Source organism: Rhizobium sp. R711 (genome assembly GCF_002211365.1).
Taxonomy (GTDB): Bacteria; Pseudomonadota; Alphaproteobacteria; order Rhizobiales; family Rhizobiaceae; genus Rhizobium.
This window is the reverse complement of the sequence record NZ_LOKZ01000036.1, coordinates 185,089-203,278: the sequence shown is the minus strand read 5'-3', so window position 1 is coordinate 203,278 and position 18,190 is coordinate 185,089. Positions and strand designations below refer to the sequence as shown.

The following is an 18,190-nucleotide window of genomic DNA, read 5'->3' as shown; positions in this document are numbered from 1 at the left end:
TGATAACGTTCGAAGCCTGTTTAATCGAAGGTACGCAAATTACAATGCCGCACTGACGACACACGGCATGTCACGGCCCTATAGCGCGAATATGTCAAGCTTTTGAAGCGGCGCGCCGTTCCGCCAATCCGTGAGGAACGAAATGTTTCCAGTATTTCAAAACCTCAAGTTTTGAAAACAGAGATTATTACTCTCAAGTTGGTTGAAATTTATCGGTCAGTAACCAATCAAACCTATAGTTAACGCTTGATGAGGAAATACTGCCCGCTCTTCGACGGACAGTATTGCATGATGCGCCTCCTCATGCGGTCCAACCCCGCCTACCAATGTAACCAGACCGTCGCCGTTACGGTTCGCTCGGAAATTCCAAGAATAGGTTTTAGCAACGACATTTTTCGCCATTAAAATTCACGGGGCATAGGATGAAACTCAACATTGCACGTAGCCTTGCCATCTTCGCGGCAGTCGTCACCGCGGGGCTTGTCGCTTCAATCGGCATACAGAATTATGCCTTCAACAAGTTGCGCGTGAACGGCGAGATGTACAAGCAGATCGTCTATGGGAAGGATCTCGTAGCCGATATTTTGCCGCCGCCCCTCTACGTCGTTGAGTCCTACATGCTCGCGCTCGAAGCGGTACAGCGCCCGGAGGTTGCTCGGAAGAACATCGACCGCATCCAAAGTGTCCTGATTCCCGCTTATGAGGACCGCCGTAAATATTGGCAGGCGACGGCGCTCAGCGCCGACCTCAAGGAAAAACTGCTGAACGATGTCCTCGTCAAAGGCGATTTGTTCTGGAAGGTGATGCAGGACGAACTTGCCCCTGCCATTCTCAACAACGACACCGCCGTTATCCGGACTGCTTTCGAGAAACTCGCGACTAATTTCCATGTCCACGAAAAGGCAGTCAACGAACTGGTCGATATGGCGAACGCCTTCTCGGCCCAGGCCGAAAAGGACGCTGCCGAGCAGACACACCTCCTCTCGACGATCACGTTTGCATCTGCTGCCGTCTCGCTTTGCCTGCTTCTTGGCGGCCTTTATGTCTTCCGCCGGCGCGCCATCGTGCCGCTGTCGGCGATGCGTGATTACATGACGGTCCTTGCCGGCGGTGACTATTCGAAGGATGTACCCTTCAGCGGCCGCGCCGACGAGATCGGCGAGATGGCACGCGCCGTCACCGTCTTCCGCGAATCTGCTCAAGAGCGAAACAACATCCGCCAGCGCCAGGACGCCGAGCGCCAAGCTCAAACGCTGCGCGATGCGGCGCATGCCGCCGTCAAGGCAGACGAGGAGGCCGCGCGCGAGCGCGTGATCGTGGACCTCGGCCGTGGCTTGGAACGCCTCTCCGGTGGCGATCTCACCGTACAGCTCAGCGAGCCCTTCGAGTCAGCCTACGAGAAGCTTCGCGAACAGTTCAACTCGAGCGTCCGCACGCTTTCCGGCGCGATGAAGGACATTGCAATCGCGACGAATGCGGTAAAGATCGGCTCCGGCGAAATTTCATCAAGCACTGAAGATCTGGCGCGGCGAACGGAACATCAAGCAGCCTCGCTCGAACAGGCCGCTTCCGCGCTCGACCAAATCACCGTGACCGTCAAGAACTCGTCGGAACGCGCGAATGAAGCGAATGCGATGATGACGGCGACCAAGGAAAGCGCCAGCTATTCGGCAACCGTCGTACACGAGGCGGTGGCTGCGATGGAGAAGATCGAAACGTCGTCCGCGCAGATTGGCGCGATCATCAATGTCATCGATGAAATCGCCTTCCAGACCAACCTGCTTGCGCTCAATGCCGGGGTGGAAGCCGCCCGTGCAGGTGAGGCCGGCAAGGGCTTTGCCGTCGTGGCACAGGAGGTGCGCGATCTGGCGGGCCGCTCTGCCAATCTGGCGAAGGAAATCAAACAGTTGATCGAGACCTCTTCCGGTCAGGTTTCGACCGGCGTTGCCTTGGTCAACCGCACCGGCGAAGCCCTAAACCATATCGATCAGCAGGTCCTGAAGGTGACGGCGCTGATAGAGGCGATCGTGCGTTCCTCTTCCGAACAGACGACCGCCCTCGTCGAAGTCAACGCCGCGGTCAACACCATGGACAGCGTCACGCAACAGAACGCAGCGATGGCCGAGGAAACGAGTGCGGCCTGCCGCGAGCTTGGCGACGAGACAGCACACCTCAATCACCTGCTCTCCCGCTTCGTCCTCGAGAATGCAACGAGGGCCGCGGCATCGGGATACTCTTCAAACCAAAGGATCGCGCTCGCCAGCTGATGGCGAGCATCCTCCGCTCGCCCTTCAAGCCAGTTTGGCAATCGCGTCGAAGGCGAGGAGTTTTTCCAGCAGCCGCGGCATATCCTTGAGGTATACCATGTTCGGGCCATCAGACGGCGCGTTGTCCGGATCTTCGTGTGTCTCGACGAATACACCTGCGACGCCGACTGCAACGGCAGCGCGCGCGAGAGTTTCGACAAACTCGCGCTGACCACCGCTGGAACCGCCTTGCCCGCCCGGTTGCTGGACTGAATGCGTCGCATCGAAAACAACCGGAGCGCCCATCGCCGCCATGATTGGCAGCGAACGCATGTCCGATACGAGCGTGTTGTAGCCGAAGGAGGCCCCGCGCTCGCACAGGAGAATATTCGGGTTGCCTGTCGAGTTCAGCTTGTTGAGGACATTCTTCATGTCCCAAGGCGCCAGGAACTGCCCCTTCTTGACGTTGATGGCTCGGCCGGTTTTGGCGGCAGCCACGAGCAGGTCCGTCTGGCGGCTGAGGAAGGCAGGAATCTGCAGGATGTCGACGACGGTTGCCACCTCGGCGCACTGCTCTTCCGTATGGATGTCAGTCAGAACAGGAAAACCGTATTCCTTCTTAAGATCGGAAAAGACCTCCAGAGCCTTTTCAAGGCCGATGCCTCGCTGGGCCGAGAGCGACGTCCGGTTGGCTTTGTCGAAGGACGACTTATAAACGAGACCAAGACCAAGCTTGTCGCAGAGTTCCTTAAGCACGCCCGCGACCATGAATGCATGGTCACGGCTCTCCATTTGACACGGGCCGGCAATCAGCGACAGCCTGCCGATATTCGAAAAGGTGACACGGTCGGCGCCTTGGCCAACCACGACTTCGGAATTTGTCTGGCTCATCGTTTCTCCTCGAAGGCGAAGAGCGCACCCTGCCCGGGCGCCGCCTTCACCAGAATTCGATTGTTCTTGCGCGTGTAGGTCATCCCGTTAGCAGCCAAATGCGCTTCTGTCACGGCGAGATCACTGACCGTGAAAACAATGGCGACGCCACGCAGGCCGCGATCGTTTGAGGGTGCGGGAATGTCGAAGTAGGCATCCAATCCATCTGGAGAGAGAACGCTCACTTTGGCGTTCGGAGTTGTAACACTCGCGCCAAAGGCCTCGTTGGTCACCGTGAGGCTGTGCGCCGCGGCGCGCACAAATGGTGCAAAAGCCTTTGGGTCCCGCGCGCCAAGAATGATCTCCGCGATTCCTTTGACGCCGTTCACATGGGTTTGCAGCGTCCTTCGATCAGACGGCAGCGGATTGACGCGTTGGCATGTGAAAAAGAAAAAGTCCGGAGCTCGCAGATCGACCGCGAACGCGAGCTTGAACGCGGCGGTTGCCTGAGAACCGTCGGGCAGTCTCATCGGTCGCTCGAACTGCAGCATCTCGCCACCGTTGATCTTTTCGGCAAGGAATCTGGCATGGTCGCGGTCGGCATCGGCGGTCGCGAAGACCGCCGCGGAGAACCCATCATCCCCGCATCGAAACCGAAAAGCGCGGTCACGCGCGGTAAAGACATTGCCTTTCTTCGCTGACGCCTCATACGGTTCTGCGCTGGCGACCGCGAGCGGCTCCAGGTAAGTTTCGTCGGCGAAGAATATGCAGGCGTTCTCGGTTCCAAAAGGATGCCGGGCATCGGGCGCGACGGTGAATCCGAGTTTTCCGAGACGCTCGCGGGCAAGTACAATATTGGAGACCGGCAGCACGATGTGGTCCAGCGGATGTGCTTCGCTCATGGCAAACTCCCGGGAATTTGCGAAGATGTGCGCCGGGCAAGGGAACAATGCAACCCCCTTCTGCGCTTTCGCTCAAAAGCAACGCAAAAACTGAACAAGTTGCAGGCAAGTTTTACGAAAATTTAGGTACTTGCGGAACACATATGGAACATATAGTGTCTGTTCTGGCTTTGTTTCACGACTCTGGGGTTCAACTTCGATGCTGACGCGCAAGCAACAGGAGCTTCTTCTCTTCATTCACGAACGAATGAAGGAGTCCGGTGTCCCCCCGTCTTTTGACGAAATGAAAGACGCCTTGGACCTCGCGTCGAAGTCCGGCATCCACCGGCTAATTACTGCTCTGGAAGAACGTGGTTTCATTCGTCGACTGCCGAATCGAGCCCGCGCCCTGGAGGTCATCAAGCTTCCTGAAGCCTACAATCCGAGCTTGCAGCCCCGCCGCGGCTTTTCGCCGAGCGTCATCGAAGGCAGCCTCGGAAAGCCACAGCCGGTCGCGCCGCCGAAGCCGGCTGCACAAGCCGACAACGGCAATTCCGCCTCCGTGCCAGTCATGGGACGGATCGCCGCGGGCGTGCCGATTTCGGCAATCCAGAACATTACCCACGACATCACTGTTCCAGCCGACATGCTTGGCCCGGGCGAACACTATGCGCTTGAGGTCAAGGGCGACTCGATGATCGAAGCCGGCATCTTTGATGGCGACACGGTGATCATCCGCAACGCCAGCACTGCAAATGCCGGCGACATCGTTGTCGCACTTGTCGATGACGAGGAAGCAACCCTTAAGCGCTTCCGCCGCAAAGGCGCTTCCATTGCGCTTGAGGCCGCGAACCCGGCTTATGAAACGCGTATTTTCGGGCCTGACCGTGTCAAGGTTCAGGGCAAGCTCGTCGGCCTCATTCGCCGTTATCATTGAAGACAGGCGGCTCACCGTCGAAGGTGCCGCTCCGCCAGTTGTATGCCCGATGCCGCATCCAAGGGCGGTCAAGTGTGGTGTAGGCCGTCGTTACCACGGGTACACCCTGGTCATCTATCCTTATCTCAGCAGCGCCCGAATGACGCAGGGTTTCGCCGGTGAACAGAAGCGCGCCCGACCGGCATGCCGTCGCCCGCAGGCGAGCGGGCGTTACGACGATATCAGCTGTATCACAGGCAGTGCCGAAATAAGCGAGATTTTCGACGATTGTCACGATGTAGCCGCATGCGGGGCAGTGCACCAGGCGCCTTTCAGGCAGACGAAGCGGTTCCCAGCGCCCGTCGCAGCCTGACGTAGCGCGTTGCGAGCGTTACGCAATTCCGTTGCTGAGAGCCGTGGAGCTTCCCCTTTACTTCTCCGCTGACGAACAGGGCCGACGCCTTCCAATAGTTGCGGTGGCTGGCTTAACTCCGCCGCGAGCGCCCTTCGCCATTGATCGAAGACGAAGTCAGGCGGATGGGGTCGATTGGATTGCAAGGACCTGCCCTTTGACAATCGCGACAAATGCTGCCGTCCTCGGCGATGACAATTTCGCGGGGGCGGTCTGGACGGCGCCAATGCCACAATGGCGCCAACGCGATCACGGCAGCGCCGAGATAGCGGAGCTTGGTTCGCAGAGGGGCAAGCGAGAGGAAGCCCGCGACCGCCACAGGAAAGTACCAACCCGGCAATCGTCCCATATCGACGTTGCCACCCCAGCCCGAGACCGTCTTGGCAATGGCGATCACGATGTCGAGCCCGAAGCCCGCGATTTTCCAGGGAATAACATCGAGGCCAAACGGCGTCAGCAACATCGCGAACATCCCCATTGGCATTACCACAAAAGAGATCACCGGCATGGCCATGAGATTTGCGGGTAGTCCGTAAGCGCTGAGCCGGTGGAAGTGCTCGACGGCAAAGAGCGCCGTCGAGAAGCCGCCGATCATCGAGGTCAGCAAGATGCCCCCAAAGAAGCGAGCGACAAAAACGATGGGCTTCACTGCGGCGACCTGCAGCAGAGGGTGTTCGCGCGCGCTTCTCTTCGACCAAATCGCGTAACCGGCGACAAGGGCGAGCGTCGCTGCAAATGACATCTGGAAGCTCGGTCCCAGCGCCTCGGACGGAGACAGGAGCAAATCCGTTCGCGCCGATCCCGTCGAAATAGGCGCTGAAAGCAAAATCGTTGATCTCGGGGGGCGCGGGTCCGGCAGGCGGCGTCAGCCGCGCGCGACCCGTCAACCACGCACCGATGCCGATTGGTTCCGCCTGCCCGCGCGACGACGGAAACCCGCTCAGGTGGCCGCCTTATCTCGGTGACTGCGTCGATGAGACGGAGAGGATGTAGCGCCACCGGCCACGGCCGTCCCCCTCGCGGCGCTCGACGCGCCCCGTAGTTGTGGTCGTCACGGCTGTGTCCAGTATAACGGTCGCTCCAAGTTTCGAACTGGCCCGCGAACATCCCGCGACGCAGAGCAAGCCCCCCAATGGGGCATTTCGGACAAGTCGGCGTCCTCGCCCTGCCGCCAGCACGACAAGGGCGAATGCCGCAAACCAGGCCACCATCCGTCGCTCCGGCAGGTCGCTTTCAAGTTCGAACCAGAGCACCGCGCCTGCCCCCAGGAAGACCGGCGAAAACAGGAAGAACCGCCCATGTTCCATTTCCGTTGCTGCGGCGTGTCGAAGCCACGCGGAGCAACAGTCCGTCGCAGTCATAATCCGAGTTGGCCACGGCAAGAACGATTGAGTGCGGAAAATGAGCGGCATTCCGGAGTAGCTTGCGGAACAAGAAAAGAAGGTTCTTCCGCGCGCTCAAACGCATCCGCGCCGGGTGCGACCTCCCTCACCTTGAATGGCTTCAACCCCGGCATGCATTGCGCCCAAAAACAGCCGCCCCTACAACCAGAATGCAAGCTCGATGGCTTCTAAGCAAGGATAATCGATTGAAATCTGAAGGAAAATCGGAAGTGAGAAAAGCCAAGGATAATCATCAGCTTCTGCTATGCGCGGCGCTCATCGCAGCAGTGCCCAAAAGTTGATACTGCGATGCACAAAATGGCGCCGCGGTAACTTGGCATTAGGCGCGCGATCATATAGCTATCGTCGACGACGCTTAACCTATGGCGCTTTTATGGCGCCAACCGCCAGTTTGGAGGATCAGAATGACGGAACAAAGCGCAACACTGAAAATCGGTGACAAATCAGTCGATCTCGCTGTCAAGAGCGGCACGATCGGTCCTGACGTCATCGATATCGGCGCCCTGTACAAGAACACGGCTTCCTTCACGTACGATCCTGGTTTCACCTCGACCGCATCCTGTGAATCGAAAATCACCTACATCGACGGCGACGCCGGTGTGCTTCTGCATCGCGGCTATCCGATCGAGCAACTCGCCGAGCACGGCGACTTCCTCGAAGTCTGCTATCTGCTTCTCTACGGCGAACTGCCGACCGCAGCCCAGAAGAAGGATTTCGACTATCGCGTCACGCATCATACGATGGTGCATGAGCAGATGAGCCGGTTCTTCACGGGCTTCCGCCGCGATGCGCATCCGATGGCTGTCATGTGCGGCTGTGTCGGCGCGCTGTCGGCCTTCTACCATGACTCCACCGACATCACGGATCCGCATCAGCGTATGGTCGCAAGCCTGCGTATGATCGCCAAGATGCCGACGCTGGCCGCCATGGCCTACAAGTACCACATTGGCCAGCCCTTCGTTTACCCGAAGAACGACCTCGACTACGCCTCGAACTTCCTGCGCATGTGCTTTGCAGTTCCCTGCGAGGAGTATGTGGTCAATCCGGTGCTGTCGCGCGCGATGGACCGCATCTTCATCCTGCACGCCGACCACGAGCAGAACGCGTCGACCTCGACCGTCCGCCTCGCAGGCTCTTCGGGTGCAAACCCGTTTGCCTGCATCGCTGCCGGCATTGCATGCCTCTGGGGCCCAGCTCACGGCGGCGCCAATGAAGCAGCGCTCAACATGTTGACCGAGATCGGCACTGTCGACCGCATTCCGGAATACATCGCGCGCGCCAAGGACAAGAGCGATCCGTTCCGTCTGATGGGCTTCGGTCATCGTGTCTACAAGCACTACGATCCGCGCGCCAAGATCATGCAGAAGACGACGCATGAGGTTCTCGGCGAGCTCGGTGTCAAGGACGATCCTCTGCTCGAGGTCGCGATGGAACTCGAACGCATCGCACTGACCGATGAATACTTCATCGAGAAGAAGCTCTATCCGAACATCGACTTCTATTCCGGCATCACGCTGAAGGCCCTGGGCTTCCCCACGACCATGTTCACCGTGCTGTTTGCTCTCGCCCGTACGGTCGGCTGGATTGCCCAGTGGAACGAAATGATCGAAGATCCGGAACAGCGTATCGGCCGCCCGCGCCAGCTCTATATCGGCGAGCCGCAGCGCGACTACGTGCCGGTTTCCAAGCGCTAATCAGCGACAGCAAAAAGCAAAAGCCCGGTCAGAAATGACCGGGCTTTTTCTTTTGAAGGATGTCGAGAACAATCTCGGCCGCGTGTTCTCCCGGCGGCTTTTCCGTCTGCATCCTCTGCCAGAGGACGTCATACCCCTCCATCATTGCCTGCCGAGGCAAGGTGTCTACCGAGAGCTTCTCCATCCAGCGCGCAAAGCTGCCGCCTCGGACAACGTCGTTGATATATTCGGGCACAACAGCGTAATCCGCGATCAGGTTCGGAAGAGCCGCGCTCCACGTTTTGATCTTGCTGGTCATAAGCTTGATGATCCAGTCGGTCTTGTACGCAGAGATGCAGGGAACCCCGGTCAGCGCCAGCTCGAGCACAACGGTCCCCGACGCCGCCATGGCCGCATCCGCTTCCGTGAAAGCCCGCCACTTCGCCTCCGCTCCCGTCACGATCTCCGGCTTGGTGGTCCAATCCTTCACGAGATCCCGGATCATGGATTCGCGGCGCGGCATCGTCGGCAAAATGAAGCGCATCTCGCCGTTACGTGCCACCAGCTCGTGCACGGCATCGCCAAAGTGCGGCAGCAGCTTGGTGATCTCGGACGAGCGCGAACCGGGCAGCAACATCACTGTCTTCCGGTCAGCCGGGCCTCGCGGTTTCGTCTGGGCGCGCTGGCCGCGGGCGTATAGCAGGTTCTGATCAGCAGTCAGGCGGTGGCCAACGTAGGTTGTCGGCGGGCCGCCCAGCCTGTGCATGACTTCCGGCTCGAATGGCAAGACAGCCAGCACATGGTCGACATAGGCGAGCATGCGCTGTGCGCGGTATTCCTTCCACGCCCAAACGCTCGGGCAAACATAATTGACAACAGGCAGGTCGGGCAGCGCCGTGCGCACACGCTTGGCGACCCTATGGGTGAAGTCCGGACTATCAACGATAATAAGCACATCGGGCTTGGCGGCGATGATTGCCGACGCCGTCTCGCCAATCCGCCGAACCAGCCGAGGCAGCTTCGAAAGCACCTGCGTGATGCCCATGACCTGCAGCTCGGAGAAATCGAAAAGCGAGCACAGACCCTGCGCCTCCAGTCCCTCGCCGCCGACCCCTCTCAGGTCCACGTCGCCCGGAAATTGCCGCTTCAGGGCTGCAATCAGGTCCGCGCCCAGAAGGTCGCCCGAAACCTCTCCAACGACGATAGCAACTTTCAGTGCCGCCTCGCTCACGCCAGCCCCCAGGATGGCAATCCCCTGTCCAATCCACACACGAAGATACCGGCTTCATCCGCAGCCTTTATGACAGCGTTTCGCTCCAGGACGAGTGAGCGGCCCGCTTCAACAGCCACGCCGGCCAGCCCCGCCTTCTGTAGGTTCTCGATCGTCGAAATACCGATCGATGGCAGGTCCGCGCGGATATCCTGCTGCGGCTTGCAGAGTTTCACGAGCACGCCACGGCGGCGCGCGGAAATTCGCCCAGCCGAGCGCAGATTAGCGACGCGATCCAACATGCTGTCCGTGCCCTCCACTCCTTCGAGCGCGACAATGCGGCCACCAACCGCAACAGCCCCCTGACCGACGTCCAGCCTACCGAGCGCATCCGCCGCTTCTGCGGCTCGCGCGATGTCCTTTATATCATCCGCGCTTGGGCGAATGGCACTCAGCGGACCGACGGACGCAAGCAGATCGGGTGCGATCTCGTGCGCACCAACGACCCGACGTCCATTCTCCTCGATCAAGGTAATGACCATCCGCAACACCGTATCGTCGCCGCCAGCAAGCAGCGTGCGAATTGTCGACGGCAGTTTCACGAGCGTTTTCAACGTCGGCCTGACTTCGCGCCACTCCGGACGCCGGCGTACGCCGCCTGACATTACGACGCGGTCTATGCCGTTGTTTTCAAAGATCCGATGGAGAGCAGCGAAATCGCCGACGCCGATGACCGCGTGGTCGAAGCCGTCCCAGGACCGGTCGGCCTCGTCTTTCAGAGCGATAATGAAGGGGTTCTCGCCTGCGTCTCGCGCCGCGGTGGCGACATGAGACGGTAGAAGACCGCTGCCCGCGATAATTGCCAAGCGGCCTTTTGCCATGTCACCCGCGAGAGCCAAGCATCACCCTTTCTGTCCCCTGGTCGGAGAGGAAAGAGCACGATCGCTTTCAGCGGCGATGAAGTCGAGAATCTGAATGACCTGCTCGCAATCGGCATATTCGTCCCGGATCGCGGCGGCGTTGTCACGGATCGAACCGTCGCCCTCGAAGATCGCCTTGTAGGCGCGCCGCACGGTATGGATCGTCGCCCGATCAACGCCAGCGCGGGTCATGCCAACGACGTTCAGGCCACTCAGAAGACCGGGATTGCCATTCAGCATGCCATAGGGAATGACGTCGTAGCTGACGGCAGAAAGGCCGCCGACAAAGGCCTGCCGGCCGACACGCGTGAACTGATGCACGGCACAGCCGCCACCGAGAATGACGCGATCCTCGATCGTCACGTGGCCGGCGAGCATCACATTGTTGGACATGATGACGTTGTTTCCGACCCGGCAATCATGGGCGATATGCGAATTCGCCAGGAAGAGGTTGTTATTGCCGACAATCGTCTGGCCACCAAAGTCGGCGGTACCCGTATTGACCGTCACGCCTTCGCGGAACGTGCAGTTATCGCCGACCCTCAAGGTCGTCTCTTCGCCGCCATGATGAACACTCTGCGGATCGCCGCCGATCACGGCCATCGGGAAAACGCGGCATCCCTTACCTAGCGTCGTCCTGCCGGAGACAACCGAATGCGCAAGCAGTTCCACGTTATCACCCAGCACGACCTTCGGCCCAACGTGGCAGAAAGGGCCGATCTTGACGTTCTCGCCGATCACGGCGCCGTCTTCGACAACCGCCATCGCGTGAATGCTGGCGCTGGCTGCAATGGTGCTCATGCCTGATCCTTGCGAACGATCATCGCGCCGATGTCAGCTTCGGCGACAAGCGCTCCATCAACCTTGGCATCGCAATGGAACTTCCAGATATTACCGCGCTGCTTCTGTTTCTTCACGTGATATTCGACACGGTCGCCGGGAACGACTGGCTTGCGGAAGCGCGCGTTGTCGATCGTCATGAAGTAGACCAGATTCCCAGTCTCGCCTTGCTTTTTGGCGCAGATCGCGCCGGCCGTCTGCGCCATGCCCTCGATGAGCAACACACCCGGCATGATCGGCGACTCCGGAAAATGACCGGTGAAATGCGGTTCGTTTGCCGTCACGTTCTTGATACCGATCGCGGATTCGTCGCCGTCGATATCGATGATCCGGTCCACAAGCAGGAACGGATAACGATGTGGCAGCAGCTTCATAATCTCAATGATATCTGCCGAAGAGAGCGAAGTCTTGGCTTCCTCAGTCATTCTTTTCTCCCGTTTTCTTGCCGCCCGTTGATCGCGCCAAAATCGCTGCGGTCTCTCGCAGAAAATCGTTGATGGGGCGCGCGGGCACACCACCGTAGCGTTCGCCGGCGGGTATGTCTCCGATCACGCCGCTCTTCGCGGCGATCTGCACTCCGTCACCGATCTTGATATGTCCGTTCAGTCCAGCCTGCCCGCCGATCTGCACGCCATCGCCAAGCACGGTGCTGCCGGCAATGCCGACCTGCGAAACGATGGCGCAATGGCGCCCAATGCGGCAATTATGGCCGATCTGGACCTGGTTATCGATCTTCGTGCCTTCGCCGATGACCGTATCGTCCATCGCACCACGGTCAATCGTCGTATTGGCGCCGATCTCGACGTGATCCTGGATGATAACCCGACCGATCTGAACGATCTTGATCATTCCGCGCGGACCCGGAGCATAGCCAAAACCATCCTGGCCGATGCGCGCGCCGTTATGGATGATAACGCCGTTGCCGACGAGTGCGCACAGCACGCTCGCGCCAGCCGCGATCGTACAATTGCGGCCGATCTTCACATTTGGACCGACGATGGCGCCGGCTCCGATGTGCGTGCCCTCGCCGATCTCCGCATGCGCGCCGATGATCGCGAATGGCTCGACCGAAACCCTGGCTTCCAGACGCGCCGTCTTATCGACGACCGCGCGATCCGAGACGCCAGCCCCTTCGGACAGCAGCGCCTCCGGCCGAAGTGCCTTCGGATGGAGATAACCGCCCGCCATTGCAAAGGCCGCATGAGCATTCTTCGAAATCAGCACAGGCAGATGCTCGGGCACCAGCGATCGCAGTCCGGCAGTGCAAAGCACAGCAGATGCCGCACAGGTCGCGAGCTCGTCCTTGCTCTTTTTCGACATGATGTAACAGAGATCGCCCGCTTTCGCCCGATTTACGGGCGAAACGGAGCGGATCACAACATCTGCATCTTTGGGGTCAGCAAGCTCTGCCCCAAGATACTGCGCCAACTCCGAGAGTTTCACGCCATCATGGGGCAGAAAAAAGCCATTTTGCTCCATCGGCAAATCTCCAGAACGGAATTCGGTTTTACGGTTCCGGACTGCCGATATCAGAATTGGTTGTTTATGCCAAACTTGAAGTTCTGAGTTTTGTCAAAGTCTTCCTTGACGACCGGGATCGCGTAGTCGACGCGCAGGGTACCAAACGGCGATGCCCACATAAGACCAACACCGACGGACGCGCGAAGCGATGCGTCCTCACCGTTCACACTGTCGCCAAGCGGATCGACGTCATTGCCAAACAGCGTGCCAGCATCGGCAAACAAGGCGCCGCGCAGGCCGAAGTCGCGCGGGAATGCCGGAAGCGGGAAGGTCGCTTCAGCCGACACCGTAAAGTAGGTCGTGCCACCGAGCGGGTCGTCGTTAGAGCCGGCAATGCGCGGGCCAATCCCCTTGTTCTCAAAGCCTCTGATATCGCCGTTGGTCAGCGTGAACTGGTCAAAGACATTCAGATGCTTGTCGAAGCCGACGACGTAACCTGCCGAACCCGCAAGCGAACCGATGATATCAGCATCATCTGCCAGCAGGTGATAATAGCGTGCCTTGCCGTAGATCTTATAGAACTGCGAGTCACCGCCGAGGCCGGCAATTTCCTGCGTCACGCTCGCATAGATGCCTTCGCGAGGCAGCGTCATATCGTCAAGCGTGTTGTAGGTCAGCGTCTGCGAAATGGACGACTTTACCCACGGGCTGTCTTCGACAAGATGCTGGTAAGGCGCAGACAGATCACTCAGCGATCCCGAAGGATCGTATTTCATCTGCTTATAGTTGTAACGGAACGTCGTTGCCAGATCTTCCGTGATCGGCGCCGTCGCACGCAGCACACCACTGTTTTCTTCGTAGTCGTAGTTGTCGTTGCTCGACGTCTCGCTGTGGTTCAGATCGAAACCGACGGCCAGACGATAGCCCAAGAAGTAGGGCTCGGTGAAGTTCAAGCCGTAGGTTCTGGAGCCCTCTTGGCCGCCACCAGCACTGACCTTGATGTACTGACCGCGACCCAGGAAGTTCTTTTCTTCAACCGAGGCTTCGAGGATCAGACCATCGCCGCCCGCAGCATAGCCCGCGCCAATACCGAACGAGCCGGTGGCCTGATCCTGCACATCAACAACGACGACGACGCGATCCGGCGAACTGCCAGGCTGCGTCGAGATGTTGACCGACGAGAAATAGCCGAGAGCTTCGAGGCGGCGCTTTGCGCGCGTGATCATCTGCTGATTGAACGCGTCGCCTTCGCTCATGTCGAACTCGCGACGGATAACGAAGTCGCGCGTACGGCTGTTCCCACGGATTTCAATACGCTCGACGTAGGCGCGCTCACCCTGATCGACCAGGTATTCGACGCCAATCGTGTTGTTGCCCAGATCGCGATTGCCGCGCGGCGTTACGCGCGCAAATGGATAGCCAGCGGAAGCCACCTGATCGGAGATCGCCTCCATGGACTTCTGGACTTCCTTGGCGCTGTAGACCTGGCCTTCGCGCGTGCGAACCAGCCCCTGCAGCTGCGTCGAATCGATGCCGGGAACGGTCGACTGCACAGTTATGGCACCAAAATCATAGCGCGGGCCTTCTTCGATGTTGAAGGTCAGCGTGTATTTGTTCGTTGCCTCGTCGAACGCCGCATCCGACGAAATGATACGGAAGTCGGCATATCCGCGATTGTAATAGAACTGACGCAGCGCCTCTTCGTCGGCGCGCAGCTTATCTTCGTTGTAGACGTCCTTGCGGGTCAGGAACGACAGAAAGTTGGAGCGCTTCGTGTTGATGACCGAAGAGAGACGGCCCGAGCTGTAGGCGTTGTTGCCCACGAAATTAATAGCGGCAATCTTGGTGCGATCACCTTCGTCGATGACGAAAGCCAGATTCACACGTCCCTCGCCGAGGGGCACGACCTGCGTGGTTACCTGGACCTCACTGCGACCGGTCGCGGCGTACGCATCCTTGATCGCTTGAATGTCCGACTGGATCTGCGCGTCGTTGAAAGGTCCGGCCGCATGCGTCTTCACGACAGCAGCAAGCTTGTCGTCCTTGATCTTGCGGTTGCCGTTGAAGACGACCTGGTTGATGAGCTGCGCTTCCTGGACGGAAACAACCAGCGTGCCGCCAGAGACGGAAATCTTCACGTCAGAGAAATAGCCAGTGTCGTAAAGCTGCTTCACCGAGTCATCGATATCGGTATTGGAGAAGCTCTTGCCAGGCTGGATTGTAAGGTTTGAGCGGACGGCCTCAGCGCCGACACGGCTGGCACCACGCACATCAATACGCTGAATAACTGCAGCTTCTGCCGTCGTTGCCGAGACGAAAACCGTTGCACCTGCCCCCGAAGCAACAATACCTGCAGACAGCGCAACCGCCGATACTGCGTTCAAAAATCTTGAACCAGCCTTCATTTCACCCATTACCTTTTTTCTCGTCCCCGGCTTCAGGCGTCCCCCGATTCCGGCCACGTGTGTCGTTTTACCCGCTTTTGACATACAAGCAAGGGAGCAAGTTAATTTCTGTTTACTTCATTTCAAAGCGTGACGCATTCGCCACTACAGCTTTGAAACATCGTAAATAAACGGTAATTTTCCCTCGTCCGGCAATCAGCCAATTAAAGCACTTATATCGTTCCAGGTGGCAAAAACCATCAAGCTCAAAACCATCGCCAAGCCAATGCGGAACGCAATGTCCTGGGCAGAAGAACCCAACGGTTTTCCCCTAACCGCTTCAATCGCATAGAACATCAAATGACCGCCATCAAGTACCGGTACCGGCATCAAGTTCAGTAATCCGATAGAAACCGACAAGACAGCAGCAAGCTGCAGCAAAGCTGCAACGCCCAACGTCGCCATCTGGCCGGAAGCCTGTGCGACGCGGATCGGTCCGCCAAGCTGGTCGGGCTTCATGTAACCGGAGACCAGATTGCCGATATACTTGAAAGTCCCGGTTACGATGTGCCAGGTCTGGATCGCGCCTTCCTTGACCGCCTCCAGCGGCGAATAGGTCTGCACCCGGAAGTGCCCGACCTCCTGGTTCGTAACGATACCGATAAGACCGATTTCGATCTTGTTGCCGAACTGATCGGTCATGTCAGTCCGGGCCGGCACCATGGGCACATCCAGCTTCTCGCCGTTGCGCTCAATCGTCACAATGATCCGCTGCTCGGGCCGAATGCTGACGTAGCGCCGCACGTCATCGAAGGTCTCTACCTTCGTGCCATCAATGGCGATCAGCAGATCGCCCGGCGCGATGCCGGCCTCAGCCGCGACGCTGCCCGGCTTGACTTCCGCGACAACAGGATCGGCGATCGATCGGCCGTAGATCGAGAAAAGAACTGCAAAAATCGCAATCGCAAGGATGAAGTTCGCAATCGGGCCGGCAGCTACGGTTGCGGCGCGCTTCCACAGCTTCGCGCCAGCGAACGAACGCGCGCGGTCTTCTTCCGACATCGCGGCGATCTTGTCGTCATCGGGCTTGCTCGATACGTCCTCGTCGCCGAAAAAGCGGACGTAGCCGCCAAGCGGTATCAATGAAAGCTTCCAGCGGGTTCCCTGCTTGTCCGTGAAGCCGATGAGTTCCGGACCAAAGCCGATCGAGAACGCCAATATCCGGATGCCGCTCCAGCGCCCGACAAGATAGTGCCCCATCTCGTGCACGAAGACGAGCAACGACAAGACGAGGACGAAGGGCACGATATAGCCCGTCAGGAACGCCAATATACCGGTCAAGCCAAGCATCTGATCTTTCCGCCAGCCTTTGCAGACATTATACGCCGAACAGGGCTGCACCGAGCGACGTTATTTCGCCGCCCTTTATCAGCGAAAAAAGCACAGCTAGCAAGAACGCCGCAAAGCAGGCGAAAATGAGCCCGTCGACACGGTCCATGACGCCGCCGTGCCCGGGGATCAGATGGCTCGAATCCTTGACGCCGAAGCGGCGCTTGATGAAGGATTCGAAGAGATCGCCGCTCTGGCTACAGACTGACAGTATGAACGCGACCGGCGCCACCAGCACGACGCTTTCCGGAAAGGCAAAATAGGCAACCAGGCTGCCGGCGATCACCGCGGATACGGCGCCACCGATGGCGCCGGACCATGTCTTTCCGGGAGATATCTTCGGCGCCAGCTTCGGGCCGCCAATCGCGCGCCCGACAAAATAGGCAAGAATGTCGGTCGACCACACGACCGCGAATACGAAGAGCATCGCAACGAGCCCGACACTGTCGGCGCCGCGGATGGTCGATAGCGCTATTCCTGTAAGGCCGGCGTACACGGCCCCCGTGGGAAACCAGCGCGACACGCCCAACGTAAACACGAAGCCGACGGCAATCAGAAAGAAAAGCACGAGGAGAAGAAGAGAATAGCCCAAGGTACCAGCAACGACGGCCACTGCGATCGCCGCCTGCCCTATCCAACCAACGGCGTTGGCGACCGGCTGTTCCGTGGCGAGCTTCGTGATGGTCGACCACTCATAGTAGATCAACAGCCCGATCAATGCCGATAGCAGGCTGAAGGCCACTCCGCCGTACCAAGTGGCGAGCAGAACAATGGCGGCGAGAATTACGCCGGAGACAATGCGTAGCTTCAGCTCCTGCTGCATCAGGTGCCCACTGCCGCAGCCGTCTGTGCCACCAGTCCGCCAAAGCGACGGTCGCGCGACGCGAAAGTCTCCAGCGCCGAGTAGAAAATTTCCCGGCTGAAGTCGGGCCAATACTCGGGAACGAAAATGAACTCGGAGTAAGCCGCCTGCCAAAGCAGGAAGTTGGAGAGACGTTCTTCGCCACTCGTGCGGATGATCAGATCGGGATCCGGGATCCCAGCGGTATCCAACCGGGCGTTGATCAGCGAAGGAGAAATGTCCTGCGCCCTCAGCCGGCCTGCCTCGACGTCACGTGCAAGGCCTGCCACGGCACGAGCGATCTCGTCGCGCGAACCATAGTTGAAGGCGATAACGAGCGTCAGCGCGGTATTCGCCTTTGTGGTCTCTTCCGCGTCCACGAGAAGATTGAGGATGTCACTCTTGAGGCTGTGTCGGTCACCAATGACTTTCACGCGCACGTTCTGGCGATGGAGTTCCGCCAAGTCACGACGAATGAAAGCTTTCAGCAATCCAAGGAGATCAGAGACCTCCGTTTCCGGACGACGCCAGTTTTCCGACGAGAAAGCAAAAAGCGTGAGATATTTGATCCCCACGTCGCCGGCCACACGCACGGCTTCGCGCACGGCGTCGACTCCTTTGCGATGTCCCATCGTGCGCGGAAGTCCGCGCTGCTTCGCCCATCGGCCGTTGCCATCCATGATGATGGCAACGTGTTCTGGCACAGTCAAAAATGTTCGTTCCGACATTTCCCGTCCGGTTCTT

At 58.8% G+C, this 18,190-nt stretch carries 16 protein-coding genes; 3 read left to right on the top strand and 13 right to left on the bottom strand.

The genetic code is table 11. From position 1 onward, the window contains the following. Positions 1-422 precede the first annotated feature (422 nt). On the top strand, positions 423-2,267 hold the full coding sequence (locus ATY80_RS24625) for a methyl-accepting chemotaxis protein (RefSeq protein WP_088694908.1): 1,845 nt from the start codon (positions 423-425) through the stop codon (positions 2,265-2,267). A gap of 24 nt (positions 2,268-2,291) precedes the next feature. Here ATY80_RS24625 and kdsA read toward each other — a convergent pair whose 3' ends face one another. After that, on the bottom strand, positions 2,292-3,137 hold the full coding sequence (gene kdsA / locus ATY80_RS24620) for a 3-deoxy-8-phosphooctulonate synthase (protein ID WP_088694907.1): 846 nt from the start codon (positions 3,135-3,137) through the stop codon (positions 2,292-2,294). Continuing rightward, positions 3,134-4,018, bottom strand: coding sequence for a VOC family protein (locus tag ATY80_RS24615; RefSeq protein WP_088694906.1), 885 nt, complete (start codon positions 4,016-4,018; stop codon positions 3,134-3,136). The genes kdsA and ATY80_RS24615 overlap by 4 nt, the downstream gene beginning before the upstream one ends. A 199-nt stretch (positions 4,019-4,217) precedes the next feature. Between ATY80_RS24615 and lexA the strand changes: the two genes are divergently transcribed. Further along, positions 4,218-4,934, top strand: a complete 717-nt coding sequence (gene lexA / locus ATY80_RS24610) for a transcriptional repressor LexA (protein WP_088694905.1) — start codon at positions 4,218-4,220, stop codon at positions 4,932-4,934. Here the strand turns inward: lexA and ATY80_RS29820 are convergent. Continuing rightward, on the bottom strand, positions 4,915-5,208 hold the full coding sequence (locus ATY80_RS29820) for a hypothetical protein (RefSeq protein WP_245306926.1): 294 nt from the start codon (positions 5,206-5,208) through the stop codon (positions 4,915-4,917). The genes lexA and ATY80_RS29820 overlap by 20 nt on opposite strands. Before the next feature lie 190 nt (positions 5,209-5,398). Continuing rightward, positions 5,399-6,067, bottom strand: coding sequence for a ComEC/Rec2 family competence protein (locus ATY80_RS29815; protein ID WP_245306925.1), 669 nt, complete (start codon positions 6,065-6,067; stop codon positions 5,399-5,401). Positions 6,068-7,132: 1,065 nt separating this feature from the next. Here ATY80_RS29815 and gltA point away from each other — a divergent pair. Next, complete coding sequence (gltA, locus tag ATY80_RS24600) at positions 7,133-8,422, top strand: citrate synthase (RefSeq protein ID WP_088694904.1); 1,290 nt, start codon at positions 7,133-7,135, stop codon at positions 8,420-8,422. A 28-nt stretch (positions 8,423-8,450) separates the two neighbouring features. Here the strand turns inward: gltA and lpxB are convergent, their stop codons facing one another. The 9 genes from lpxB to ATY80_RS24555 form a co-directional block, all read right to left on the bottom strand. Then, on the bottom strand, positions 8,451-9,632 hold the full coding sequence (gene lpxB / locus ATY80_RS24595) for a lipid-A-disaccharide synthase (protein WP_088694969.1): 1,182 nt from the start codon (positions 9,630-9,632) through the stop codon (positions 8,451-8,453). Next, on the bottom strand, positions 9,629-10,510 hold the full coding sequence (locus tag ATY80_RS24590; protein ID WP_189637258.1) for an LpxI family protein: 882 nt from the start codon (positions 10,508-10,510) through the stop codon (positions 9,629-9,631). Before ATY80_RS24590 ends, lpxB begins: the two co-directional genes overlap by 4 nt. A 3-nt stretch (positions 10,511-10,513) precedes the next feature. Beyond that, positions 10,514-11,332 (bottom strand): acyl-ACP--UDP-N-acetylglucosamine O-acyltransferase, encoded by an 819-nt coding sequence (lpxA, locus tag ATY80_RS24585; RefSeq protein ID WP_088694902.1) that lies wholly within the window; start codon positions 11,330-11,332, stop codon positions 10,514-10,516. Beyond that, positions 11,329-11,796 carry a 3-hydroxyacyl-ACP dehydratase FabZ gene (gene fabZ / locus ATY80_RS24580; RefSeq protein WP_088694901.1) on the bottom strand — a complete coding sequence of 156 codons (468 nt, stop codon included), beginning with the start codon at positions 11,794-11,796 and terminating at the stop codon, positions 11,329-11,331. The genes lpxA and fabZ overlap by 4 nt, the downstream gene beginning before the upstream one ends. Beyond that, positions 11,789-12,850 carry a UDP-3-O-(3-hydroxymyristoyl)glucosamine N-acyltransferase gene (gene lpxD, locus ATY80_RS24575; RefSeq protein WP_088694900.1) on the bottom strand — a complete coding sequence of 354 codons (1,062 nt, stop codon included), beginning with the start codon at positions 12,848-12,850 and terminating at the stop codon, positions 11,789-11,791. Before lpxD ends, fabZ begins: the two co-directional genes overlap by 8 nt. 50 nt (positions 12,851-12,900) lie before the next feature. Continuing rightward, positions 12,901-15,237, bottom strand: a complete 2,337-nt coding sequence (gene bamA, locus ATY80_RS24570) for an outer membrane protein assembly factor BamA (protein ID WP_088694968.1) — start codon at positions 15,235-15,237, stop codon at positions 12,901-12,903. A 195-nt stretch (positions 15,238-15,432) separates the two neighbouring features. Continuing rightward, positions 15,433-16,566 (bottom strand): RIP metalloprotease RseP, encoded by a 1,134-nt coding sequence (rseP, locus tag ATY80_RS24565; RefSeq protein ID WP_088694899.1) that lies wholly within the window; start codon positions 16,564-16,566, stop codon positions 15,433-15,435. Between the two features lie 28 nt (positions 16,567-16,594). Continuing rightward, positions 16,595-17,428 carry a phosphatidate cytidylyltransferase gene (locus ATY80_RS24560; RefSeq protein WP_088694898.1) on the bottom strand — a complete coding sequence of 278 codons (834 nt, stop codon included), beginning with the start codon at positions 17,426-17,428 and terminating at the stop codon, positions 16,595-16,597. Further along, the gene (locus ATY80_RS24555; RefSeq protein ID WP_088694897.1) at positions 17,428-18,174 is read right to left on the bottom strand and encodes an isoprenyl transferase; all 747 of its coding nucleotides are present in this window, start codon (positions 18,172-18,174) and stop codon (positions 17,428-17,430) included. Before ATY80_RS24555 ends, ATY80_RS24560 begins: the two co-directional genes overlap by 1 nt. Positions 18,175-18,190: the final 16 nt, after the last annotated feature.